Here is a 23,077-nt window from a genome sequence, read left to right as displayed (position 1 = left end):
ATACGACTCCCCTGTTAATGACGGAGCCCCGCCGTGTTTACGGCATGTTGCGAAGTCCTCACACGCTCGCCCGCATGGGGAACGCGCAGCCGGTGGGCCGTCGTGGCGCGCTCCGTGTGCGCAGCGGTCAGGGCGCGGGCGCGCTCGGCGTCGCCACGGGCCACCGCGTCCACGATGGCGCCGTGCTCGGCCCAGGACTCGGCCGGCCGGCTCGGGCTCTCCACGGCGTACATCCAAGCGATCTTGTGCCGGAGCTGGGTGAGCAGGGTGATCAGGCCGGGGCTGCCGGAGGCCTGCGCGAGGGTCTCGTGGAACCAGCCGCCCAGAGAGCGCAGATCCTCGCTCTGACCACGCCTGGAACGCTCCTGGCCCAGCCTGACGAGGCCGCGCAGGACTTTGAGATGGGCCTCGGTGCGGCGCTGTGCGGCGCGTGCGGCGCCCAGGGGTTCGAGCATCATGCGGATCTCCAGGAGGTCGGCCGCCTCCTGCTCGGTGGGCTCCGCCACGCACGCGCCCGCATGGCGCCGCGTGACGACGAAGCCCTCGGCCTCCAGGGTGCGCAGCGCCTCGCGGACCGGCACGCGCGAGACCCCGTAGCGGCGCGCGAGCAGTTCCTCGGTCAGCTTGCCGCCGCGCTCGTAGACACCCGCGACGATGTCGTCGCGGATCGCCGTGCATACCGAGTGCGCGGGAATGCGCATGACCCGACCTCCGTCTTAATCCCCGCGAAAAACGCGGTCGATCGACGCTTGTGCAAGCGCGATGGGCACCCGTTCGGCGCGCTTGCCCAGTGACTCTATTCCACCGTTCATGAATTTCCGACGGGAGGTCGGAATCCATGGATATTTTTTGGCCAGAAACGGTTCACGCACGCGAAAGCCCCGGCTCGATGAGCCGGGGCTTTCGCGTGGTGTCGCGGAGACGTCAGACGTTCACTCCGTGGGAGCGCAGGTACGCGACGGGGTCCATGTCCGATCCGTACTCGGCGGTCGTGCGGGCCTCGAAGTGAAGGTGCGGGCCCGTGGCGTTGCCAGTGGCACCGGAGAGGGCTATCTGCTGTCCGGGGGTGACCGCCTGGCCGACGGAGACACCGATGGACGACAGGTGACCGTACTGGGTGAACGTGCCGTCGTTCATCTTGATCACGACGTTGTTGCCGTACGCGCCGCCCCAGCCGGCTTCGACGACAGTGCCGGAGCCGACGGCGTGCACCGAAGTGCCGCTCGCCGCGTGGAAGTCGATGCCGGTGTGGCTGCCGGAGGACCACAGGCCACTGCTCGCCTTGTAGGCGGTGGAGACGTAGGAACCGGAGATCGGCGCCACGAAGGTGTTGAGGCGCTTGCGCTCGGCCTCACGGGCGGCGCGCTCCTTGGCCTCGCGCTCCTTCTTGGCCTTCGCCTCGGCCTCGCGCTTGGCCTCCTCGGCCTTCTTCTTGGCCTCGGCTTCGGCCTTCTTCTTGGCGGCGGCCTCGTCGGCGGCCTTCTTCTGTGCGACTGCCTGCGCGTCGATCTGGGCGGCCAGGGAGTCGCCGATGGCGATGGCCTGCGTCAGTCCGTTCTGCTCGGGGACCGCGTTGTCGGCGGCGAGAGCCGGGGCGGCAAGGCCGCCGATGACACCGGTCGTGGTGAGGGCCGCGACTCCGGCGACCTGCGCGGTGGTACGCGTGAGACGGCTCGGGCGACGGTGCTTCCCGGTGGCACGGGTGAACGCCATGTAGTGGCTGATCCTTTCCTTCCCTCTCGCCTACCGGGTTAGCTGACGGGTTCGGAGCAGGAAGGTCTCCTACGGGCTCCCTCCCCTTACGGGAAGAGCGCCCGATTCACCCCAGGGACTGCGGTGGGTCCCCGGCTCCCCTGGCTCGCGCCGTGGGGGACTCGGCGATGACTGTCCGGTGTCGCGGGCGCGACGCGTGTCTGGCGAACAGCCGGACCGACGCTAAGCGGAACATCTTTTCAGCAACAAACGGATCCTGTGTTTTGTAGTGCACGCCACAGGGCAGACAGGCAACCTCCGCCCCAATTCGGACATAAGAGATCCATGGTCGATCGGGGACGAACGTGCGCGCCAGCACGAAGCCCCGGTGACCGCTGCTCGAGTTCCAGCGGCCTCCGGGGCTTCGTACGACGTACGGGAGTGCGGTCAGCCGGTGACCACCGTCACCTCGCCGATACCGAGGGCCCTGACGGGCTCCTCGATCTGCGCGGCGTCGCCCACCAGGATCGTCACCAGACGGTCCGCCGGGAAGGCGCTCACGACGGCCGCGGTGGCCTCCACGGTGCCCGTCTCGGCGAGTTGACGGTACAGCCGGGCCTGGAAGTCGTCCGGCAGCTGCTGCTCGACCTGGTCGGCGAGGGTGCCCGCGACGGCCGCGGCGGTCTCGAACTTGAGCGGGGCCACACCCACCAAGTTCTGCACCGCGGTGTCCCGTTCGGCGTCCGTGAGGCCCTCCGCCGCCAGCGTGCGCAGCACCTTCCAGAGGTCGTCGAGCGCGGGCCCGGTGTTCGGGGTGTCCACGGAGCCGCTGATGGCGAGCATCGCCGCACCCGTCCCGTCCGGCGCGGAACGCAGCACCTGGGCGAAGGAGCGCACACCGTAGGTGTAGCCCTTTTCCTCGCGCAGGACGCGGTCCAGGCGCGAGGTGAGCGTGCCGCCGAGGCAGTACGTGCCGAGGATCTGCGCGGCCCACACACGGTCGTGCTTGTCGGGCCCGATGCGGCCGATGAGCAGCTGTGTCTGCACCGCTCCCGGGCGGTCCACGACGATGACCCGGCCGGTGTCGTCCGCGGTGACGGGCGGGAGGGGGCGGGGCTCCGTCGTGTCGCCCGTCCAGGCGCCGAGCGTGTCCTCGAGAAGGGTGTCGAGGTCGGTGTCCGTCAGGTCGCCGACCACGACGACCGTCGCGGTGGCGGGGCGTACGTGCTTCTCGTAGAAGGCGCGCACGGCCGCCGCGTCGATGGCGGTGACGGTCTCCTCGCTGCCCTGGCGCGGGCGCGACATACGCGCGCCGGCCGGGAAGAGCTGCTTGGAGAGCTCCTTGGCGGCACGGCGGCCCGGGTTGGCGCTCTCGTGCGGGATCTCGTCCAGCCGGTTGCGCACGAGACGCTCGATCTCGCTGTCCGAGAAGGCGGGCGCCCGCAGGGCGTCGGCCAGCAGGGCCAGGCCCTTCGGAAGGCGCGAGACGGGCACCTCCAGGGAGACGCGGACGCCCGGGTGGTCGGCGTGCGCGTCCAACGTGGCGCCGCAACGTTCCAGTTCGGCCGCGAACTCCTCCGCGGAGTGCTTGTCGGTGCCTTCGTTGAAGGCACGCGCCATGATCGTGGCCACGCCGTCGAGACCCGCGGGCTCGGCGTCCAGCGGCGCGTCCAGGTTGATCTCCACGGCGACGACCTGCTGGCCGGGGCGGTGACAGCGCAGCACGGTCAGGCCGTTGGCGAGCCGGCCGCGCTCCGGGGCGGGGAACGCCCACGGCTTGGCCACGCCTGCCTGGGGCTGGGAATGGAAGTCCATGGTCGCGAGCTGTTCGGTCACCGGCCCGCCTCCTCGTCGCTCTCGTCGCTCTCGTTGTCGGGCTCAGCGGGGGCCGTCGGCTCGTACACGAGGACCGCGCGGTTGTCGGGGCGCAGGCGGGCCTTGGCGACCTCCTGGACCTCCTCGGCGGTCACGGCGAGGACGCGCTGTACGGCGGTGAGGGCGAGCTGCGGGTCGCCGAACAGCACGGCGTAACGGCACAGTTCGTCCGCACGGCCCGCCACGGTGCCGAGCCGGTCCAGCCATTCGCGCTCCAACTGGGCCTGGGCGCGCTCCATCTCCTCGGGCGTGGGGCCCTCCTCGGCGAACCGGGTGAGCTCCTCGTCGACGGCGGCCTCGATGACCGGCACCTCGACGTCCCCGGAGGTCTTCACGTCGAGCCAGCCCAGGGAGGGCGCGCCCGACAGGCGCAGCAGCCCGAACCCGGCGGCCACCGCGGAGCGGTCGCGGCGCACGAGACGGTTGTAGAGCCGCGACGACTCGCCGCCGCCGAGGACCGTCAGGGCGAGGTCGGCGGCGTCGCACGCGCGCGTGCCGTCCTCGGGCAGCCGGTAGGCCGCCATGAGGGCGCGCGCCGGGACCTCCTCCTCGACGACCTCGCGCAGCTGCCCGCCGATCACCTCGGGCAGGGCGCCGTCGCGCGGTGCGGGCTTGCCTTCGTGACCGGCGATCGAGCCGAAGTACTTCTCGACCCAGGCCAGCGTCTCTTCCGGGTCGATGTCGCCCACTACGGAGAGCACGGCGTTGTTGGGCGCGTAGTAGGTGCGGAAGAAGCTCCGCGCGTCCTCGAGGGTGGCCGCGTCCAGGTCGGCCATGGAGCCGATGGGCGTGTGGTGGTAGGGGTGGCCCTCGGGGTACATGAGGGCGGTCAGCTTCTCGAACGCGGTGCCGTAGGGCACGTTGTCGTAGCGCTGACGGCGCTCGTTCTTGACGACGTCCCGCTGGTTCTCCATCGACTCCTCGTCGAGGGCGGCGAGGAGCGAGCCCATGCGGTCGGCCTCCAGCCAGAGCGCGAGCTCGAGCTGGTGGGCGGGCATGGTCTCGAAGTAGTTCGTGCGCTCGAAACTCGTCGTGCCGTTGAGCGAGCCGCCGGCACCCTGTACGAGCTCGAAGTGACCGTTGCCGTGCACCTGCTGCGAGCCCTGGAACATCAGGTGCTCGAAAAGGTGAGCCAGGCCGGTACGGCCCTTGACCTCGTGGCGCGAGCCGACGTCGTACCAGAGGCAGACCGCCGCGACCGGGGTCAGGTGATCCTCGGAGAGCACTACACGCAGGCCGTTGGCCAGCCGGTGCTCGGTCGCTGTCAGGCCGCCGGAGCCGGCCTCGGCGGTGGCCGTGTGACCCATGGGCATGTACGTCCCTTCGATCGCGGGGAAACGGAGATCATTGAGAACTGAGAACATTGGAAACACAGAACTGCTGCCAGTCCTGCCACTGTATGCAAGCGTGCAGGCACCTGGCGAAGTTCCCGCTCCGGCTACGCCGTGAGCGAGCACGCCGCCTCCCCGAGCGGGCCGCGAACCACCCGGTACGGACGGGGCGCGATCAGCGTTGTCAGTGGGGCGGTCCACAATGGTCCGCGACAGTTCCCGTACATGTTGGTGAAGGAGCCGCAGCAGCGATGGCCCGCCGCAGCACGAAGACCCCGCCGCCCGACGACTTTGAGGAGAAGATCCTCGACATCGACGTGGTCGACGAAATGCAGGGCTCCTACCTGGAGTACGCGTACTCGGTCATCTACTCGCGCGCCCTGCCCGACGCCCGCGACGGGATGAAGCCCGTCCACCGTCGGATCGTCTATCAGATGAACGAGATGGGCCTGCGCCCCGACCGTGGCTATGTGAAGTGTGCCCGCGTCGTCGGCGAGGTCATGGGTAAGTTGCACCCTCATGGCGACGCGTCGATCTACGACGCTCTGGTGCGTCTGGCCCAGCCGTTCTCGATGCGCGTACCTCTGGTCGACGGGCACGGGAACTTCGGTTCTCTGGGCAACGACGACCGTCCGGCCGCCATGAGGTACACCGAGTGCCGCATGGACCCCGCCGCCGGCTTGATGACGGAGTCCATCGAAGAGAACACCGTCGACTTCGCGCCGAACTACGACGGGCAGGAGCAGGAGCCCCTCGTCCTCCCGGCGGCGTACCCGAACCTGCTGGTGAACGGCGCGTCGGGCATCGCGGTCGGCATGGCGACCAACATGGCGCCGCACAACCTCGGTGAAGTGATCGCCGCCGCGCGGCACCTGATCAAGCACCCGGGCGCCGACCTCGAGACGCTCATGAAGTTCGTGCCGGGGCCCGACCTGCCCACGGGCGGCCGGATCGTCGGCCTGTCCGGCATCAAGGACGCGTACGAGAACGGCCGCGGCACCTTCAAGATCCGTGCGACCGTCTCCGTGGACACCGTGACGGCGCGCCGCAAGGGCCTCGTTGTCACCGAACTTCCCTTCGCGGTGGGCCCCGAGAAGGTGATCGCGAAGATCAAGGAGCTCGTCGGTTCGAAGAAGCTCCAGGGCATCGCCGACGTGAAGGACCTCACGGACCGCGAGCACGGCCTGCGCCTGGTCATCGAGATCAAGAACGGCTTCGTACCGGAGGCCGTTCTGGAGCAGCTCTACAAGCTGACGCCGATGGAGGAGTCCTTCGGTATCAACAATGTGGCTCTGGTGGACGGCCAGCCGCTGACGCTCGGCCTCAAGGAACTGCTCGAGGTCTACCTGGACCACCGCTTCGAGGTGGTGCGCCGCCGCAGCGAGTTCCGTCGCACCAAGAAGAAGGACCGGCTGCACCTGGTCGAGGGACTCCTCGTCGCGCTGCTCGACATCGACGAGGTCATCCGCCTCATCCGCTCCAGTGAGAACAGCGCGCAGGCCAAGGAGCGCCTCATCGAGCGTTTCTCGCTGAGCGAGATCCAGACGCAGTACATCCTGGACACGCCGCTGCGTCGCCTCACCAAGTTCGACCGCATCGAGCTGGAGTCGGAGCGCGACAAGCTCAACGGCGAGATCGACGAGCTGACCGGCATCCTCGATTCCGACACGGAGCTGCGCAAGCTGGTCTCCACGGAACTGGCCGCGGTGGCCAAGAAGTTCGCCACCGACCGCCGTACGGTGCTGCTGGAGTCGGCGGGCGCTCCGGTGGCCGCGGTGTCGCTGCAGGTGGCCGACGACCCGTGCCGTGTGCTGCTCTCCTCGACCGGCCTGCTGGCCCGTACGGCGAACGGTGAGCCGTTCGCCGCGGACGAGGACGGCAAGCGCACCAAGCACGACCTGATCGTCTCCGCGGTGCCGGCCACGACCCGGGGCGAGATCGGTGTGGTCACCTCCGTGGGCCGGCTGCTGCGTCTGAACGTCGTCGATCTGCCGCAGCTCCCGGACACGGCGTCCACGCCGAACCTCTCCGGTGGCGCCCCTGTCTCCGAATTCCTGTCCTCCTTGGAGGCGGACGAGACGGTCGTCTGTCTGACGACGCTGGACGAGTCCTCGCCCGGGATCGCGATCGGCACCGAGCAGGGTGTCGTGAAGCGGGTGACGCCCGACTACCCCTCCCACAGGGAGGAGTTGGAGGTCATCACCCTCAAGGACGGCGACCGGATCGTGGGAGCGATCGAACTGCGGACCGGTGAGGAAGACCTGGTCTTCATCACGGACGACGCCCAGCTGCTGCGCTACCAGGCCTCCATGGTGCGCCCCCAGGGCCGTCCCGCGGGTGGCATGGCCGGTATCAAGCTGGCGACCGGCGCGAAGGTCATCTCGTTCACCGCGGTCGACCCGGCGGTCGATGCCGTCGTCTTCACGGTGGCTGGCTCGCGCGGCACGCTGGACGACTCGGTGCAGACGACGGCCAAGCTCACACCGTTCGACCAGTATCCGCGCAAGGGCCGGGCGACCGGTGGCGTGCGCTGCCAGCGCTTCCTGAAGGGCGAGGACTGCCTGAGCCTGGCCTGGGCGGGTCCGGCGCCCGCGCGCGCGGCGCAGAAGAACGGCACACCGGCCGAGCTGACCGAGATGGACCCGCGCCGCGACGGCTCGGGGGTCTCGCTGGCGAAGACGGTGGCGGCGGTGGCCGGGCCGGCCTAGAAGTCCTCGGCCTCCTCGGCTTCGCCCTGGTCCTGTTCGTAGTCCTGTACGTAGACCTGTTCAATGTCCGGTACGTAGCGGAGAACGCCCCACATTCCGTGCTCGTCGACGGTGTGCGGGGCGTCTCCCTTTCCGCCGCCCTTACAGGCGTCGAGCCCCTTGTGGAGCGCCTTCGCGTCGATGCCCGCCCCGATGAGGACGAGTTGGGTGAGGCGCGGACGGTCGTCCGGCCACGGCTCGGGACGGAACCGCAGGAACCGCCCGACGGCGTGCACGGCATAACGGTTGTCCGCATCGCCCGCACCGAAGTCGACGTACCCCTTGATGCGGTAGAGCCCCTCGGTCCGGTTGTCGAGGAAGTCCATCAAGGCACGCGGATCCATGGGGACGTCAGAGGTGAACGCGACGCTTTCGTAAGAGGCGTGCAGATGCCCGTCGTGCAGACCCTCGTGCGCCCCGCTCGCGTCGTGCCGATGCAGGTCGTCGAAGGACAGCTGCCCGATCCGCTCCCGCGCGGGACGGCAGTCGAAGAGCAGCTCCGGATCGATGCGTCCGTACGACGCGGAGACGACGGCGGCGCCTCCGGCCGCCCCCCGCACGGCTCCCAGGACGCGCTCCCGCTCGTCGTCGGGCACCCGGTCGCCCTTGTTCACCACGACGAGGTCCGCGATCTCCAGGTGCCGCTCCACCTCCGGATGCTTCTCCCGGGTCGCGTCGAACTCGGCCGCGTCGACGACCTCGATCAACCCTCCGTACATGATCCGCGGATTCTCACTGGCCAGCACCATGCGCACCAGCTCCTGCGGTTCCGCGATGCCGCTCGCCTCGATGACGATGACATCCATGCCATGACTGTCTTGACCGGGGCGACTGGCATTGACGGGGCGAGTCAACTTGTCCAGATACACATCAAGTTCACTGGCGTCCACGGCGCAGCACAGGCACCCGTTGCCGAGAGAGACCGTCGAGTCGCCCAGCTGCCCCGCCACGGCCATGGCGTCGATCTCGATCGCCCCGAAGTCGTTGACGATCGCCCCGATCCGCGTGCCGCCGCTGCGGTGCAGCAGGTGGTTCAGCAGCGTGGTCTTGCCCGAACCGAGGAAGCCCGCGAGGACGACGACGGGGATCTGCTGCGGGCTCCGCTTGCTCAACACGCGACCTCTTTCACACCGAAGCGTGCGCCGGTGCACGGTGCGGCTCTCGTACGAAGGATGAATGCCGCCCCAGGATAGGCACGCCCAGAAAGCCCGCGAAGTGAACGATTGTTAGCGCCACTCGCGGGGCAGACGTTGGTATGGCGCCGGTTTTCGCGACCCGAGCATGCTTCCGTGCGCCTCCTCTCCGCCTCCCTGCCGATCAGAGCCGCTCGGCACCATGGGAGACGGCAAGCGCGCCGCCCACCGCTCGCCGGTCCCCAGCCCGTCGACCCGCACCGACGACCGGCGGACGGTCGCCTGAATCGGGGGTTGACATGGCCACACAGAGCAAGAGGACATTACGATCCGTAGTCGCTGCGATGATCACTGGCGGGCTCGCGGGCACCGCCACGGCGCATATGTGGCAGCAGTACGGACCGGGCCGCGCGGACGCCGCGGCGGAGTGGCTACGGCGGGCCCGCGCCCATCAACAGCGCATGCACTGGGAGCTGTTGAGCAAGGCCATCGACGACCCCGCTCTGGCCGTCGTGATCGACAACTACGGCCTGGACCTCACCCCCGAGAAGCGGCGTCAGTACCTGTACGCCAACCTCTGGTACATCAACGCCTTCTACCTGTACGAATCCGGCCTGCTCAACCAGCGCGAGCTCTTCAGCAGCCTCCGGGAACTCTTTCAGAGCGAACACATGCGCGAGTACTGGGAGAACACCCGCCCACATCGCGCGTCACTGGATCCCTCGTCCGTCGAGGCCGAGGTCGGACGCATCGCCGAGACGCTGCTCCGGGAGATCGACGAGGCGGACACGGACGAGTGGTGGGTGGTGGGTGAGCCTCCGTCGGAGTGACGGCAGGCGCGGAAGCGCCCTGGGGCGCTCCGCTCCGACGCGTGCGGCACAATGGTTCCCGCGGGCCGACAGTTCGCCCATACTGGTGAAGTAAACTGCCAACTCCCCCTGAAATGGCGGCAATCGGTATCCTCTCGCCTCGAACCGAGCACTAATGTGACGCCGTTAACGTCACCCCGTGAGAAGGAACCGGTTCCCTTGAAGATCGTACGCCGCATCGGGGTGCCCCCGAGCGCTCGCGGAAGCACCTCCGGCGCTACCTGCCCCGATGTTTTCGAACTCAGCGACGGGAACTTCGCCGTGATCGGCACGGAGGCCACCGCCGACCTGAAGAACGAGCTTCCGGCGGACGCGGGGGTCGCCGAGTACGAGCGCATCGTCGTCGTGAACCGGGAGACGCTCGTCCGCGCGAAGGTCGACATTCCGGACGCCTGACCCGGTTCCGGACGCACGATGGCCGCCGACCGCAGAAAGGGTCGGCGGCCGTCGCCCCTTCGGCTTCAGCCGAGGAGCGGTACGGCCATGGGCGGCTCCGCCCCGACATACCGTGCCGCCGGCCGAATGATCTTCGAGTCCTGGGCCTGTTCGAGGATGTTGGCGCTCCAGCCGACCACGCGCGCCGCGGCGAACGTCGGGGTGAACATCGTGCGCGGCAGCCCGCACAGCTCCATGACCACGCCCGCGTAGAACTCCACGTTCGTGTGCAGCTCCCGCCCAGGCTTGAGCTCTGCCAGGATCGCCTCCACCTGGCGCTCGACCTCGACGGCGAACTCCACCAGCGGCCCGCCGAACCGCTCCGCGATGCCGCGCAGCATCCGCGAACGCGGGTCCTCCGTGCGGTAGACGGGGTGCCCGAAGCCCATGATCCGGTCTCCGGCCTGGACCCGTTCACGGATCCAGGGGTCGATGCGGTCCGGTGTACCGATCGCGTCCAGGGTGTCGAGCGCCCGGCTGGGCGCCCCGCCGTGCAACGGTCCCGACAGGGCACCGACCGCGCCGACCAGACAGGCGGCGACATCCGCCCCGGTCGACGTGATCACTCGGGCGGTGAACGTTGACGCGTTGAAGCCGTGATCAATGGTGGAGATGAGGTACTGCTCGATGGCCCGCGCATGCGCGGGGTCGGGCTCCGAACCGGTCAGCATGTAGAGATAGTTGGCCGCATACGAGAGATCCGCGCGCGGCTCCACCGGGTCGAGCCCTTTGCCGAGCCGGTGCAGGGCGGTGAGCATGGTGGGGACGACCGCGGCCGCGGCGAGAGTGTCCTCCCTGCGCCGGTCGGCATCGATGTCGTAGACAGGCCTGAAGCCGCGCGAGGCGCCGAACAGCGACAGGGCCGTGCGCACTCCGGCGAGCGGCCCGGACGCGGATCCGGCACGGGCGATGCCGGGCAACGCGGCCCGCACCTCGTCGGGCAGCGTGCGCAGCGCTGCGGTCTCACGCGCGAAGGCCACCGACCGTGCGGCATCGGGCAGTTCGCCGTGGATCATCAGGTGCCACACGTCTTCGAAGCCGCGGGTCTGTGCGAGTTCGACGGCCGAGTACTGGCGGTAGTGGTAGAAGCCTTCGCGTCCCCTGACGTCCCCCAGCGCGGTGTCGGTGACGACGACGCCCGCGAGCCCTCGCGGTACGTCGACTACGGGGGCGGCCGTGGTCCCGTTGATCGGCATGTTTCCTCCCTGAACTTGATTCGACTGTCCATGCTTGACTCAGAGTCTGTCAATGTTGATCCAATCAATAGCTAGGGTGCGGATACCGTGACGCGCATGAGGGATCAAGAGTCGGCACTGGCCCAGCAGGTCGCCCGTCGGCTGAGCACCAAGGAGACCGCCGAGCTGCTCGGCGTGAAGCCCGAGACCGTGTACGCATACGTAAGTCGCGGGCAGCTGACCAGCCGGCGCGGCCAGGGCGGGCGTGGCAGTACCTTCGACGCCGCCGAGGTCGAGGCCCTCGCCCGCCGCAACAGGCGGGAGGGCAAGCCGAGTTCACGCCCCGACGAGCTGTCCGTACGCACCCGGCTCACGCTCATCGACGGCGACCGTTACTTCTTCCGAGGGGTCGACGCGGCACAACTGGCGGCCCGCCACTCGTACGAGGAGGTCGCGGAGTGGCTGTGGACGGGCACGCTGCACCCCGGCGCCCGGTTCTCCGCCCCTCAGGAGTCCCTGTCCGCGGCCAGGCGCGCCATCGGTGCCCTGCCCGAGCACAGCAGGCCCGTGGACCGGCTGCGGGTGGCAGCCGTCGCGGCCGCGACCGTCGACCCGTTGCGCTACGACCTGTCCGAGGAGTCGGTCCTCGGCGCCGCGCGCTCCCTCATCCCCACGCTGGCGGCCGCGCTGCCCCTTCAGCGGTCCACCTACGCGGACGGCCAACCGATCGCCCAGCGCTTGTGGGGACGCCTCTCCCACAAGGAGCCTGATGATGCGTCACTGCGCGTTCTGGACATGGCACTTGGACTTTTGGTCGACCACGACCTGGCCGCCTCGACCCTGGCCGTTCGCGTCGCCGCGTCGGCCCGCGCGCACGCGTACGCGGCCGTGTCCGCGGGCCTCGGAGTCCTGGAAGGGCCCCTGCACGGTGCGGCCAGCGGTCTGGCGCACCGAATGCTCCTGGAGGTGCTCGACCGGGGCAACGCCGGCCCCGTGGTGGCCGACGAGCTGCGGGCCGGCCGCCGCGTCCCCGGCCTCGGACATCGCCTCTACAAGGGTGAGGACCCGCGTGCACAGGCTCTGTTCGCCGCTTTGGAGGAACTGCCCGCGGCACGTGGAGCGCTCACCGCCGCCCGCGACGTCGTGGCGACGACCGCCCGCCACACGGACCTGCACGCCAATGTGGACCTGGCCCTCGCCGTGTTCACCGCCTCGCACGGGATGTCCGCGGAGGCGGGCGAGACGATCTTCGCGGTCGCCCGCACGGCGGGCTGGATCGCCCACGCCTTGGAGGAGTACGGAGAACGCCCTCTTCGTATGCGGCCCACAGGCCACTACGTAGGTGTGCGCCCGCCGCAGCCCCTGCCGTCATCGCCCGGACAAAAGTGACCTCGCCAGGCGGGTTAGGCTCGCCTGTGTGAGTACGTGTGCGACCTCCTCGCTGGATCTTGACGAGCCTCTCGCGGGGACCGCGGCCACCGCCCGGACCTGGCTGCTGATCGAACAGTCGGGCCCCTGGGGAGCGAAGGCCCTGACCTCCAGCCATCTGGACCCCGCGGTGGGCCGCGCCCTGGAGACGGCGGCTGAGAACACCGGGGTGCGCATCGCTCTCGTGCGGCGCCCGGGACGGCACGCCGACAGCCATGCCCCGGCCCGTCGCCACGTGTACGTGGCCCACACAACCCCCGGAAACGCATGGCTGCGCAGCACCACCATCGACACACCTGAAGAACTGCTGCGGCTCGACTTCGCCGCTCTGGGAACAGGCGATCACGGAGGTTTCGGCACGCCGCATACAGGCGCCCCTCTCGCGCTCGTCTGCACCAACGGGAAGCGGGACCGCTGCTGCGCCCTCCTGGGACGACCGTTGGCCTCCGAACTCACTCTCTCCGGAGAAGAAGGCGTCTGGGAGGTCACCCATCTCGGCGGCCACCGCTTCTCCCCCACCCTTCTGGTGCTGCCGCACGGCTACGCCTACGGAAGGGCCACGGCAGCGGACGTGAAGGAGATCCTGGAGGCGGTGCGCGCCGACCGGATCGTTACCCGGGGCTGCCGCGGCAACTCCGCCTGGGACCGCCCGGGCCAGGCCGCGGAACTGGCGGTGCGCCGGGCAGCTCACGAGTACCGCCCCGGCGCCCTGAACGTCGTACGCACGGATGCCGTCGGGCAGCCGGCGGAAGCGGGCGGGCCGCACTGGGAGGTGACCGTCGCGCACACCGACGGCCGCCATTGGCGCGCGACGGTCGCCCAGGGCGCGTCGCTTCCGCCGCGTCCGGAGAGCTGCGGCAGCGCACTCGGGTCACCAATCCGTATGGATGTCGTGGCTGTGCGTGAGGTTCCCGCGGCGCTCGACTGAGCGGGCCCGCGATACGTACGAGATCCCTGCCACAAGGGCTTCGATCAGGTGCGGAACGGCCCGTACCGTTCGGCACCATGAGCCCGACTTCCCCCGCCCGCCGCCTGCGCTTCGGTCTGCCGAGGCGCGTGTTCGCGCAGGTGCTGCTGATGCAGGTGGCGATCGCCGCCGGGGTGGCCGTGCTGGCGACGGGGCTTTTCCTGGCTCCCCTGAGTGACCAACTGGACGACCAGGCGATGCGGCGTGCCCTCGCGATCGCGCAGACAACGGCGGCGCAGCCGCGGATCGCCGCCGACCTGCGGTCCTCGCGCCCCTCCACGGACGGTCCCGTACAGGTCGCGGCGGAGCGGATCCGGCGGGCCAGCGGCGCCGAATACGTGGTGATCATGAACAAGGACGGGGTGCGCTGGTCGCACACCGACCGCCACCAGATCGGCAGGGTCGTCTCGACGGACCCCAGCGACGCGCTGGCGGGCCGCGAGGTGATGGAAATCGACGACGGTACCCTCGGGCGCTCCGCGCGCGGCAAAGTGCCGCTGAGGGACGCTGACGGGGCCATCGTGGGCGCGGTGTCGGTCGGCATCGAGTACGACAGCGTCCGCGCGCGCCTCGTCCACGCCATCCCGGGCCTGTTCGCCTACGCGGGCGGAGCGCTGGCCGTGGGCGCGCTCGCCGCCTATCTGATCTCGCGGCGGGTGCAGCGGCAGACGCGCGATCTGGCGTTCTCGGACATCTCCGCGCTGCTGGCCGAGCGGGAGGCGATGCTGCACGGCATCCGTGAGGGCGTCGTCGCCCTGAGCCGCACCGGGCGCATACGACTGCTGAACGACGAGGCGGAGCGTCTGCTCGGCCTCGGCGCCGAGGCGATCGGGCTCCCCCTGGAGGACGCGCTGGGCCCGGGGCGGACGACGGACGTGCTCGCGGGCCACGTCACCGGCACCGACCTGCTGACGGTCCGCGGCCAGCGCGTACTGGTGGCCAACCGGATGCCCACCGACGACGGAGGCGCCGTCGCGACCCTGCGTGACCGCACGGAGCTGGAACAGCTGGGCCGGGAGCTCGACTCCACGCACGGACTCATCGACGCCCTGCGTGCCCAGGACCACGAACACGCCAACCACATGCATACGTTGCTGGGGCTGCTGGAGCTGGAGATGTACGAGGAGGCCTCGGAGTTCGTCGGTGAGGTGGCGGGCGCACACCGGGTCACCGCGGAGCAGATCACCGAGAAGATCCAGGACCCGCTGCTCGCGGCCCTGTTGGTGGGCAAGGCGACGGTCGCCGCGGAGCGCGGCGTCGCGCTGGGCGTCTCGCGCGACACCGAACTGCCGGACCGGCTGGTCGACCCCCGCGGACTGGTCACGGTCGTCGGCAACCTGGTGGACAACGCCTTGGACGCGGCGGCCGGTTCGGGGCGGCACGCGCGCGTGGAGGTGGTTCTGCGGACAGAGGGCCGTACCGCGGTCCTCCGTGTTCGCGATACGGGCCCCGGGGTCCCTGCCGAGCAGCGGGAGAGCGTCTTCGTGGAAGGCTGGTCCACCAAGGAGCCGCCTGCGCACGGCAAGCGCGGCATCGGTCTCGCTCTGGTGCGGCGGCTCGCCGAGCGGCAGGGTGGCACGGCCGAGGTGACGGAGTCGCCGTCCGGGGGCGCCGAGTTCGTCGTCGTCCTGCCCGAGTCCTTCGCCGAAACCGTCCCGAGCGCGTCCGAGGAGGCCCGGTGATCGAGGTCCTGGTCGTGGACGACGACACCCGCGTCGCCGAGGTGAACGCCGCCTACGTGGCGAAGGTGCCCGGCTTCCGCGTGGCCGCCAAGGCACACAGCGCTGCCGAGGCCCTGCAACGTATCGAGGACCTCGATGTCGATCTGATCCTTCTCGACCACTACCTGCCGGACGAGACCGGCCTCGACGTCGCGCGTACGGTGCGCGAGCACGGCCACCAGATCGACGTGATCATGGTGACCGCGGCACGCGACGTGGCGACCGTGCAGGCCGCGATGCGGCACGGTGCGCTGCAGTACCTGGTCAAGCCGTTCTCGTTCGCGGGTCTTCGCGGCAAGCTGGAGGCGTACGCGACGCTGCGCCGCACACTCGACGGCGGGGGCGAGGCCGAGCAGGCGGAGGTCGACCGGATCTTCGGCGCGCTGTCGGCCACACCGGCGCCCGAACTGCCGAAGGGACACTCCCCCACCACCGCCGAACTCGTACGCCGGGCCATGATGGGCGCCGAAGGGCCGCTCTCCGCACAGGAGTTGGCGGACCGGACCCGGCTCAGCCGCCAGACCGCCCAGCGCTACCTGAAGCTTCTGGAGCGCACGGGCCGGGTGCGGCTGAGCCTGAAGTACGGCGACACCGGGCGACCCGAGCACCGCTACGAGTGGGCCGCCGGCCGCTGAGAACCCGGTGAACGGACCCCCGTCGGCTCAGACGGCTCCGGCGCCCGTCAGCGCCCGTACCTCGGTCTCCGCGTGCTTGGCCTCGTCCGGTGGCTCCGCGGAGGTGACGGTGCCCAGCCAGCCGGCCAGGAAGCCCAGCGGGATGGAGACGAGCCCCGGGTTCTCCAGCGGGAAGAACTGGAAGTCCACCCCCGGGAACAGCGACGTCGGGCTCCCCGAGACCACCGGCGACAGCACGACGAGCGCGAGCGCCGGCACGAGTCCGCCGTACACCGACCACACCGCCCCGCGCGTGGTGAAGTTCCGCCAGAACAGCGAGTACAGGAGAACCGGCAGATTGGCGGACGCGGCGACGGCGAAGGCCAGGCCCACGAGGAACGCGACGTTCAGGTCACGCGCGAGCAGTCCGAGCGCGATCGCGAGGACGCCGATCCCGGCGGCGGCGATCCGCGCCACCGCGACCTCGCTGTACGGCTTCCCGCCGGGCCGGCGCAGCGAGGCGTACAGGTCGTGCGCCACGGACGCCGAGGAGGCGAGCGTGATTCCGGCGACGACGGCGAGGATAGTGGCGAAGGCGACCGCGGCGACGATCGCGAACAGCACCGTGCCTCCCGTGGAGCCCGCGCCACCGCCCAGGTCGAGAGCGAGCAGCGGAACCGCCGTGTTCCCCGCGGCATTCGAGCTCCGTACGGCGCTGGAGCCCACGATGGCGGCCGCCCCGAACCCGAGCACGATCGTCATCAGGTAGAAGCTGCCGATGAGCCCGATGGACCAGATGACCGAGCGACGGGCGGCCCGTGCGGTCGGCACGGTGTAGAAGCGCGACAGGATGTGCGGAAGACCCGCCGTGCCGAGGACGAGCGCGAGTCCCAGGCTGATGAAGTCCAGGCGGGCGGTCCAGCTCCCGCCGTACTTCAGACCGGGCGCGAGGAAATCGGAGCCGTGCCCGCTGCGCGCCGCGGCTGAGCGCAACAGCTGATTGAAGTCACCGTGGAAGCGCGCCAGGACGAGCACGGTCAGGGCGATCGTCCCGCCCATGAGCAGTACGGCTTTCACGATCTGGATCCACGTGGTGGCCCGCATCCCTCCCAACGACACATAGATCACCATGAGAGCGCCCACGCCGACGACGGTCCATGCCTGCGCCGCTCCGCTCTTCCCACCCAGCAGCAGCGCGACCAGGCTGCCCGCACCCACCATCTGCGCCACCAGATAGAGAACGGACACGGTGACCGAAGAAGTTCCCGCCGCGATGCGCACGGGACGCTCCCGCATCCGGGACGCCACGACGTCGGCCATCGTGAACCGGCCGCAGTTGCGCACCAGTTCGGCGACCAGGAAGAGCACGACGAGCCAGGCGACGAGGAAGCCCACCGAGTAGAGCAGCCCGTCGTACCCGAACAGCGCGATCAGCCCGGAGATACCGAGGAAGGAAGCGGCCGACATGTAGTCGCCGGCGATGGCGAATCCGTTCTCCATCGGCGAGAAGAGGCGACCGCCGGCATAGAACTCCTCCGCCGAGCCGTGCCGGTTGCGCCCCACCCAGGTCGTGATGCCGAGCGTGACCGCCACGAACGCGCTGAACAGAACCAGCGCCAAGGTCTGATGCGTACCGGTCACAGCTGGCCGCCCTCGCTCCGAATAGAACCGTCCTCGTGGGGAGCCCCGCCTGTACGGGTCGTCCCGGCCACTTCCGCGGAACCGTTCATGCGAGCGACTGCGTCGATGCCGCGCGTCATCTCCTGGGTGTCCCACCGCAGTTCGAGCGCGAGCCGGTCGCGGCGCAGCCGGGCGTGACGCGCGTACAGCCACGTCAGCAGGAACGTGCTGGCGAACTGGCCGAGCCCCGCCACCATCGCCACGTTCACGGCCCCCGCGACCGGCCGGGCCATCAGCGCGGGCGCGCTCGTGGCGGCCACGATGTACGCGATGTACCAGGCGAAGAAGAGTACGACCGCCGGGATGACGAACCCCCGGTAGCGGCGGCGCACTTCCTGGAATGCCGCACTGCGCTGCACCTCCAGGTAGACCCCCGCAGCGCTCCGCTCCCGGGGCGCGGACTGGCTGGGCACGCGGGGCATCGGCGCACCCGTGCCGTCCCACTCGCCCCACCCCGAGGCCAACGCGTCGTACCAGGGGTCGCCCATGGCACCGCGATCACCGGCTCGGGGCTGCGCCGTCTCGCGCCCGTCCTGCATCTCCACCGAACTCTCCTTGTCCGCGGCCCGCTTCGGCCGCGTGCCCAAGGATGGACAGACCAGGAAGATCCCGGACTCTCCTCGCAAGTCCTTCACCCCATTAGGTGATGGACGCCCCCGGCGGCTTCGCGAGTCCGTGGCGGTACGCATAACGGACAGCCTGGGCACGGTCCTTGAGCCCGGTCTTCGCGAACAGGTTGTTGATGTGCGTCTTCACCGTCGCCGTTGAGACATGGAGTGCCCGCCCGATTTCTTGGTTGTTCAGCCCGTCGGCGATCAGCACGAGGACCTCGGCCTCCCGCGCGGTGAGGCCGTCCGGCGGCTCCTTGGGCGTGGGGGTGACGTCCTCGGGCTGCGACAGTCTCTCCAGGAGCCGCCGCTGGATCCTTGGGGAGAGCCCAGCGTCGCCGGACAGCACGTCCGCCACGGCCCGGACGATCTCGTCCCCGCCCGCGTCCTTCGTCAAGTAGCCGCGAGCCCCCGCCTTCAGTGCGGGAAAGAGAGACTCGTCGTCGGCGTACGTGGTCAGGATGACGACCTGCGTCCCCGGATGCTCGGCACGGATGCGCCGGGTCGCCTCGACACCGTCGCAGCGCGGCATGCGCAGGTCCATCAGGACGACGTCCGGGTCCAACTCGGCCACGAGCGTGATCGCCTGCTCGCCGTCTCCCCCGGCGCCGACTACCTCGATCCCGGGCAACAGCCCGAGCAGCATCACGATGCCCTCACGCACCACCGTCTGATCGTCGACCACCACCACACGGGCCGGCGGCCGCTCCGCCGCGACCGGCCCGTCCGGCCCCGCATCGGCCCCGCTCACAGGGGAACCTTCAACCTGACCACGAAACCCTCCTCGTACGGCCCTGCGTCCAGCGTGCCGCCCAGCAGCTCGGCACGCTCCCTCATCCCCAACAGACCGTAACCGGAGCCACTGACAGTGAGTTCCTCCCGCGGCCGGGACGCCCCCGAGTCCCGTACCTCCAGGGCCACTTCGCTTGTCCCGTACTCCAGCCGCATCACGGCCTTCGCGCCCGGGGCGTGCTTGCGTATGTTCGTCAGCGCCTCCTGCGCGACCCTGCGCACCGCCTGGGAGGCCTCCGCGGACAGGGGCCTGCGCTCGCCTGCGACGGCCAGCGACGCGCCGTCGCAGGACGCCACCAGCTCCCGCAGGAAGTCCTCCAGGGGCGTCATCTCGCCCCGCAGCGCGGACAGCGCCTGCCGGGTCTCCACGAGCCCGTCACGGGCCATGCCGCGTGCCGCCACCACCCGCTCCAGGATCTGGTCCCGCTCGGCACCGCGCTCGATGAGCAGCCGGGCCGCCTCCAGGTGCACGAGCTGGGCCGAGAGGCTGTGCGCGAGGACGTCGTGGATCTCGCGGGCGATCCGGGACCGCTCGGCGAGGGCCGCCGACTCGGCCTCCGCGGTCCGGGCCGCCCGCTCCTGCACCAGCAACCGCTGGGCGCTACCCCTGGCTTCGGCGTCGAGACGCAACACGTAACCGGAGAGGCAGAGCCCCACCGCGACGACGGCGGTGGTCAGCCAGGCGTCGTCGTCGATGAGCGCGAAGCCGGTGAGCGAGACCGCGGTGGCGGGCACCGCGGCGGCCAGCGGCATGCGCTCGAGCGCGAAGACGGCGCAGCCGCACCACAACACCACGGCCGGGCCCACGAACCCGATCTGCTGCGCGCCCGCCGCGATCAGCATGAGGGTGGCGAGCAGTCCGAGCGAGGGCCACAGGCGGTGCTCGAGGGTGGTGCGCATGAAGCCCCAGGCCGCGGCCGCACAGGCCAGCAGCCCTACGGGCGCTGCCACGACGGCCAAGTCGGCGACGTCCCGCTGCGTGACCGCGGTCCACAGCAGGACCGCGATCACGGCCGCCCGGACCGCAGCCGTCAGCATCCGCCGGGCGCGCGTCAGGCCCACACGGGAGAGCGCCTCCCGCGAGGGCCACGTCGTCCAGTGGCTCCGGCTCACCTGCGGTCCTCCCAGGCCGGCTGCGCGAAAGGACCAACGTACGCCGACCGCAGGCCGCCGGCCCGCCACATCACGACGCCGGAGCGGGTCAGGAGCGAGAGGGCGAATCCCAGCATGAGCGCGGAGCTGCCGAGGTGGATGCCCATCGCCAGGCCGATGCCGACGACGGCCGCGCGGGACGCCATGCCGCCGAGCCACGTACCTGCTGTCGCCGCCGTGCCCTTGGTCCACACATCACCCTGGTCGTCGGTCCAGACACGCGTCGTGAACGCCCATCCGATGCCCATCCCAACACTGACCAACAGGTTCACGACGAGCAGGACGACCGAGCCGGTCAGGTGGTGCGGGTCCGCGAGGGAGCCGTCCCGTAGCGCGAAGAAGCCGAGGATCGCGGGCAGCAGCCACCATTTGCGGTCCATGGACAGTCGCTCCGTCCTGAACTGGCGTACGAGGACCAGTGCGACAACAGCGACGATCACCAGGACATTGGTGAACCCGGACATGACAGCCTCCGTGGAGCGGTCTTGAGGGCGAGTGGTTCAACGCCCTTGACGCTACGGAGAACGGCAGGTCAGCAGATCGGAGCCGGGGTGGATCGCGGGTGGATCATGTGGCTCCACCCTTGGGTGGAGCCACATGATGTGCCCGGGCTACGCGTCGATGCGCGAGCGGTCCAGAGTCGCCGCGGAGCTGCTGATGAACTCCTTGCGCGGGGCCACGTCATTGCCCATCAGGAGATCGAAGACCTCCTCGGCGGCGTCCAACTCGCCGATGTTGATCCGGCGCAGCGTACGGAAGCGCGGGTCCATGGTCGTCTCGGCCAGCTGGTCGGCGTCCATCTCTCCCAGGCCCTTGTAGCGCTGGATCGAATCCTTGTAGCGCACGCCCTTGCGCTGCAGTTCCAGCATCGTCTCCCGCAGCTCGCGGTCCGAGTACGTGTAGACGTACTTGTCCTGGCCCTTCTTCGGCTGGACCAGCTCGATGCGGTGCAGCGGCGGCACGGCGGCGAAGACCCGGCCCGCCTCGACCATGGGCCGCATGTAGCGCTGGAACAGCGTCAGCAGCAGACAGCGGATGTGCGCGCCGTCGACGTCGGCGTCGACGAGCAGGATGATCTTTCCGTAGCGCGCCGCGTCGAGATCGAAGGTGCGGCCGGACCCGGCTCCTATGACCTGGATGATCGCTCCGCACTCGACGTTCTTCAGCATGTCCGAGACGGACGACTTCTGAACGTTGAGGATCTTGCCGCGGATCGGCAGGAGAGCCTGGAACTCCGAGTTCCGGGCGAGCTTGGCGGTGCCGAGCGCGGAGTCGCCCTCGACGATGAACAGCTCGCTGCGCTCCACGTCGTCGCTCCGGCAGTCCGCGAGCTTCGCGGGCAGGGACGACGACTCCAGGGCCGTCTTGCGGCGCTGCGCGTCCTTGTGCTGGCGGGCCGCGATGCGCGTGCGGGCCGCTGCGACGGCCTTCTCCATGACGGCACGGGCCTGCGCCTTGGCGTCACGCTTCGTGGACGTCAGGAACGCCTTGAGCTCCTTGGCCAGGACGTTGGCGACGATCCTGTTGGCCGCCGAGGTGCCCAGGACCTCCTTGGTCTGCCCCTCGAACTGCGGCTCCGCCAGGCGCACCGTGACGACGGCCGTGAGCCCCTCCAGGGCGTCGTCCTTGATGACGTCGTCCTCGGCGACACGCAGCAGCTTCTGGGTACGCAGCACCTCGTTCATGGTCTTCGTGAGCGAGCGCTCGAAGCCGGACACGTGGGTGCCGCCCTTGGGGGTGGCGATGATGTTCACGAACGACTTGATGTTCGTGTCGTAACCGGTCCCCCAGCGCATCGCGATGTCGACCCCGAGCTCACGGGTGACCTCGGTCGGCGTCATCTGGCCGTGCTCGTCGAGCACGGGGACGGTCTCCTTGAAGCTGCCCTGCCCGGTGAGGCGCAGGACGTCGCAGACCGGCTTGTCCTGGGCCAGGTACTCGCAGAACTCGCTGATGCCGCCGTCGAAGCGGAAGGACTCCTCGCCCTTGCTGCCGCCGTCGCCGAGACCGTACTCGTCGCGTACGACGATGGTCAGGCCCGGCACCAGGAAGGCGGTCTGGCGAGCGCGCTGGTGCAGGTGCTCCAGGGAGAGCTTGGCGTCCTTCAGGAAGATCTGCCGGTCCGCCCAGTAGCGGATCCGTGTGCCGACGCGGTTCTTCGGAACCTTCTTGACCTTGCTCAGGCGCGCGGCGGAGTCGAAGGGCGCCTCGGGGCCGGGCTTGGAGAACGCACCGGGGACACCGCGCCGGAAGCTGATGGCGTGCGTGTGCCCACTGCGGTCCACCTCGACGTCGAGGCGCGCCGACAGCGCGTTCACCACAGAGGCGCCCACGCCGTGCAGACCGCCGGAAGCCGCGTACGAGCCGCCTCCGAACTTGCCTCCCGCGTGGAGCTTGGTCATGACGACCTCGACCCCGGAAAGGCCGGTTTTGGGCTCCACGTCCACGGGGATGCCGCGGCCGTTGTCCCGCACCTCTACGGAGGCGTCGTCGTGCAGGATCACCTCGATGTGATCGCAGTAGCCGCCGAGAGCCTCGTCGACGGCATTGTCGATGATCTCCCAAAGGCAGTGCATCAGCCCGCGGCTGTCGGTCGAGCCGATATACATGCCCGGACGCTTGCGTACGGCTTCGAGCCCCTCGAGGACGAGAAGGTGCCGCGCGGTGTAGTTGGAACCGTCCCGGTCTGCTCCGGTCAGCAACGCTGTGGACGGCACGGACGTATCGGCGGTCACGCGGTTCGCTCCTCGCTGAATTTCAGATGGGGCCCTTGTGGGTAAAGGGCCGGCGTCGGTCGCCCGTCAGAGGGTACCGAGGCCTGGTAGAGCCGTTGTAACGCCACCCTCACCTCAGCCCAG

The 23,077-nt window shown here is 69.8% G+C and carries 19 protein-coding genes and 1 riboswitch; of the genes, 7 read left to right on the top strand and 12 right to left on the bottom strand.

Annotated features, from left to right (window positions below; all coding sequences use genetic code 11):
• Positions 1-14: 14 nt before the first annotated feature.
• From AB0J02_RS34715 to AB0J02_RS34700, 4 genes are all read right to left on the bottom strand, one after another.
• Positions 15-701: a GntR family transcriptional regulator gene (locus tag AB0J02_RS34715; protein ID WP_363197822.1), complete on the bottom strand. Its 687-nt coding sequence runs from the start codon at positions 699-701 to the stop codon at positions 15-17.
• Positions 702-924: 223 nt separating this feature from the next.
• Positions 925-1,713 carry a M23 family metallopeptidase gene (locus AB0J02_RS34710; RefSeq protein WP_363197821.1) on the bottom strand — a complete coding sequence of 263 codons (789 nt, stop codon included), beginning with the start codon at positions 1,711-1,713 and terminating at the stop codon, positions 925-927.
• 12 nt (positions 1,714-1,725) lie between these two features.
• A riboswitch (cyclic di-AMP (ydaO/yuaA leader) is annotated at positions 1,726-1,890 on the bottom strand.
• 249 nt (positions 1,891-2,139) lie between these two features.
• A complete protein-coding gene (locus AB0J02_RS34705) occupies positions 2,140-3,507 on the bottom strand; it encodes a pitrilysin family protein (RefSeq protein WP_363197836.1) in 1,368 nt (455 codons plus the stop codon).
• A gap of 17 nt (positions 3,508-3,524) precedes the next feature.
• Positions 3,525-4,880: a pitrilysin family protein gene (locus tag AB0J02_RS34700; RefSeq protein WP_363197820.1), complete on the bottom strand. Its 1,356-nt coding sequence runs from the start codon at positions 4,878-4,880 to the stop codon at positions 3,525-3,527.
• Positions 4,881-5,149: 269 nt separating this feature from the next.
• Between AB0J02_RS34700 and AB0J02_RS34695 the strand changes: the two genes are divergently transcribed.
• A complete protein-coding gene (locus tag AB0J02_RS34695; RefSeq protein ID WP_363197819.1) occupies positions 5,150-7,606 on the top strand; it encodes a DNA topoisomerase IV subunit A in 2,457 nt (818 codons plus the stop codon).
• Here AB0J02_RS34695 and AB0J02_RS34690 read toward each other — a convergent pair.
• Positions 7,603-8,760 (bottom strand): GTP-binding protein, encoded by a 1,158-nt coding sequence (locus AB0J02_RS34690; RefSeq protein WP_363197818.1) that lies wholly within the window; start codon positions 8,758-8,760, stop codon positions 7,603-7,605. The two genes, AB0J02_RS34695 and AB0J02_RS34690, sit on opposite strands and share 4 nt — an antisense overlap.
• Before the next feature lie 362 nt (positions 8,761-9,122).
• Here AB0J02_RS34690 and AB0J02_RS34685 point away from each other — a divergent pair, with 362 nt between their 5' ends.
• Both AB0J02_RS34685 and AB0J02_RS34680 read left to right on the top strand, forming a co-directional pair.
• Positions 9,123-9,608: a DUF6082 family protein gene (locus AB0J02_RS34685; protein ID WP_363197817.1), complete on the top strand. Its 486-nt coding sequence runs from the start codon at positions 9,123-9,125 to the stop codon at positions 9,606-9,608.
• A gap of 198 nt (positions 9,609-9,806) precedes the next feature.
• Entirely contained in the window at positions 9,807-10,043 is a 237-nt protein-coding gene (locus AB0J02_RS34680; RefSeq protein ID WP_363197816.1) for a hypothetical protein, read from the top strand.
• Between the two features lie 65 nt (positions 10,044-10,108).
• Here AB0J02_RS34680 and AB0J02_RS34675 read toward each other — a convergent pair whose 3' ends face one another.
• A complete protein-coding gene (locus tag AB0J02_RS34675) occupies positions 10,109-11,278 on the bottom strand; it encodes a citrate synthase/methylcitrate synthase (RefSeq protein WP_363197815.1) in 1,170 nt (389 codons plus the stop codon).
• Positions 11,279-11,374: 96 nt separating this feature from the next.
• Here AB0J02_RS34675 and AB0J02_RS34670 point away from each other — a divergent pair, with 96 nt between their 5' ends.
• The 4 genes from AB0J02_RS34670 to AB0J02_RS34655 all read left to right on the top strand — a co-directional run bounded on the left by AB0J02_RS34670 (position 11,375) and on the right by AB0J02_RS34655 (position 16,008).
• On the top strand, positions 11,375-12,646 hold the full coding sequence (locus AB0J02_RS34670; RefSeq protein ID WP_363197814.1) for a citrate synthase: 1,272 nt from the start codon (positions 11,375-11,377) through the stop codon (positions 12,644-12,646).
• A gap of 28 nt (positions 12,647-12,674) precedes the next feature.
• On the top strand, positions 12,675-13,613 hold the full coding sequence (locus tag AB0J02_RS34665; RefSeq protein WP_363197813.1) for a sucrase/ferredoxin-like family protein: 939 nt from the start codon (positions 12,675-12,677) through the stop codon (positions 13,611-13,613).
• A 77-nt stretch (positions 13,614-13,690) separates the two neighbouring features.
• Positions 13,691-15,334: a sensor histidine kinase gene (locus AB0J02_RS34660; protein WP_363197812.1), complete on the top strand. Its 1,644-nt coding sequence runs from the start codon at positions 13,691-13,693 to the stop codon at positions 15,332-15,334.
• Positions 15,331-16,008, top strand: coding sequence for a response regulator (locus tag AB0J02_RS34655; RefSeq protein ID WP_363197811.1), 678 nt, complete (start codon positions 15,331-15,333; stop codon positions 16,006-16,008). Before AB0J02_RS34660 ends, AB0J02_RS34655 begins: the two co-directional genes overlap by 4 nt.
• A gap of 27 nt (positions 16,009-16,035) precedes the next feature.
• On the opposite strand, the gene AB0J02_RS34650 is transcribed toward AB0J02_RS34655, so the two are convergent.
• From AB0J02_RS34650 to AB0J02_RS34625, 6 genes are all read right to left on the bottom strand, one after another.
• A complete protein-coding gene (locus AB0J02_RS34650) occupies positions 16,036-17,628 on the bottom strand; it encodes a cation acetate symporter (protein WP_363197810.1) in 1,593 nt (530 codons plus the stop codon).
• Positions 17,625-18,206: a DUF485 domain-containing protein gene (locus AB0J02_RS34645; protein ID WP_363197835.1), complete on the bottom strand. Its 582-nt coding sequence runs from the start codon at positions 18,204-18,206 to the stop codon at positions 17,625-17,627. The genes AB0J02_RS34650 and AB0J02_RS34645 overlap by 4 nt, the downstream gene beginning before the upstream one ends.
• A 100-nt stretch (positions 18,207-18,306) precedes the next feature.
• The gene (locus AB0J02_RS34640) at positions 18,307-19,026 is read right to left on the bottom strand and encodes a response regulator transcription factor (protein WP_363197809.1); all 720 of its coding nucleotides are present in this window, start codon (positions 19,024-19,026) and stop codon (positions 18,307-18,309) included.
• Positions 19,023-20,180, bottom strand: a complete 1,158-nt coding sequence (locus AB0J02_RS34635) for a histidine kinase (RefSeq protein WP_363197808.1) — start codon at positions 20,178-20,180, stop codon at positions 19,023-19,025. The genes AB0J02_RS34640 and AB0J02_RS34635 overlap by 4 nt, the downstream gene beginning before the upstream one ends.
• On the bottom strand, positions 20,177-20,683 hold the full coding sequence (locus AB0J02_RS34630; RefSeq protein WP_363197807.1) for a DUF1453 domain-containing protein: 507 nt from the start codon (positions 20,681-20,683) through the stop codon (positions 20,177-20,179). The genes AB0J02_RS34635 and AB0J02_RS34630 overlap by 4 nt, the downstream gene beginning before the upstream one ends.
• A 147-nt stretch (positions 20,684-20,830) precedes the next feature.
• Positions 20,831-22,954, bottom strand: coding sequence for a DNA topoisomerase IV subunit B (locus AB0J02_RS34625; protein ID WP_363197806.1), 2,124 nt, complete (start codon positions 22,952-22,954; stop codon positions 20,831-20,833).
• Positions 22,955-23,077 lie beyond the last annotated feature (123 nt).

The sequence above is a fragment of the Streptomyces sp. NPDC050264 genome (genome assembly GCF_040655895.1).
GTDB lineage: Bacteria > Actinomycetota > Actinomycetes > Streptomycetales > Streptomycetaceae > Streptomyces.
This window is presented reverse-complemented; position numbering and strand designations above follow the sequence as displayed.

Coding starts and splice junctions, on each gene's coding strand:
- AB0J02_RS34700 (WP_363197820.1), bottom strand. CDS start 4,880: ATGCCCATGGGTCACACGGCCACCGCCGAGGCCGGCTCCGGCGGCCTG.
- AB0J02_RS34675 (WP_363197815.1), bottom strand. CDS start 11,278: ATGCCGATCAACGGGACCACGGCCGCCCCCGTAGTCGACGTACCGCGA.
- AB0J02_RS34645 (WP_363197835.1), bottom strand. CDS start 18,206: ATGCAGGACGGGCGCGAGACGGCGCAGCCCCGAGCCGGTGATCGCGGT.
- AB0J02_RS34710 (WP_363197821.1), bottom strand. CDS start 1,713: ATGGCGTTCACCCGTGCCACCGGGAAGCACCGTCGCCCGAGCCGTCTC.
- AB0J02_RS34715 (WP_363197822.1), bottom strand. CDS start 701: ATGCGCATTCCCGCGCACTCGGTATGCACGGCGATCCGCGACGACATC.
- AB0J02_RS34670 (WP_363197814.1), top strand. CDS start 11,375: ATGAGGGATCAAGAGTCGGCACTGGCCCAGCAGGTCGCCCGTCGGCTG.
- AB0J02_RS34660 (WP_363197812.1), top strand. CDS start 13,691: ATGAGCCCGACTTCCCCCGCCCGCCGCCTGCGCTTCGGTCTGCCGAGG.
- AB0J02_RS34630 (WP_363197807.1), bottom strand. CDS start 20,683: ATGTCCGGGTTCACCAATGTCCTGGTGATCGTCGCTGTTGTCGCACTG.
- AB0J02_RS34685 (WP_363197817.1), top strand. CDS start 9,123: ATGATCACTGGCGGGCTCGCGGGCACCGCCACGGCGCATATGTGGCAG.
- AB0J02_RS34705 (WP_363197836.1), bottom strand. CDS start 3,507: ATGGACTTCCATTCCCAGCCCCAGGCAGGCGTGGCCAAGCCGTGGGCG.
- AB0J02_RS34695 (WP_363197819.1), top strand. CDS start 5,150: ATGGCCCGCCGCAGCACGAAGACCCCGCCGCCCGACGACTTTGAGGAG.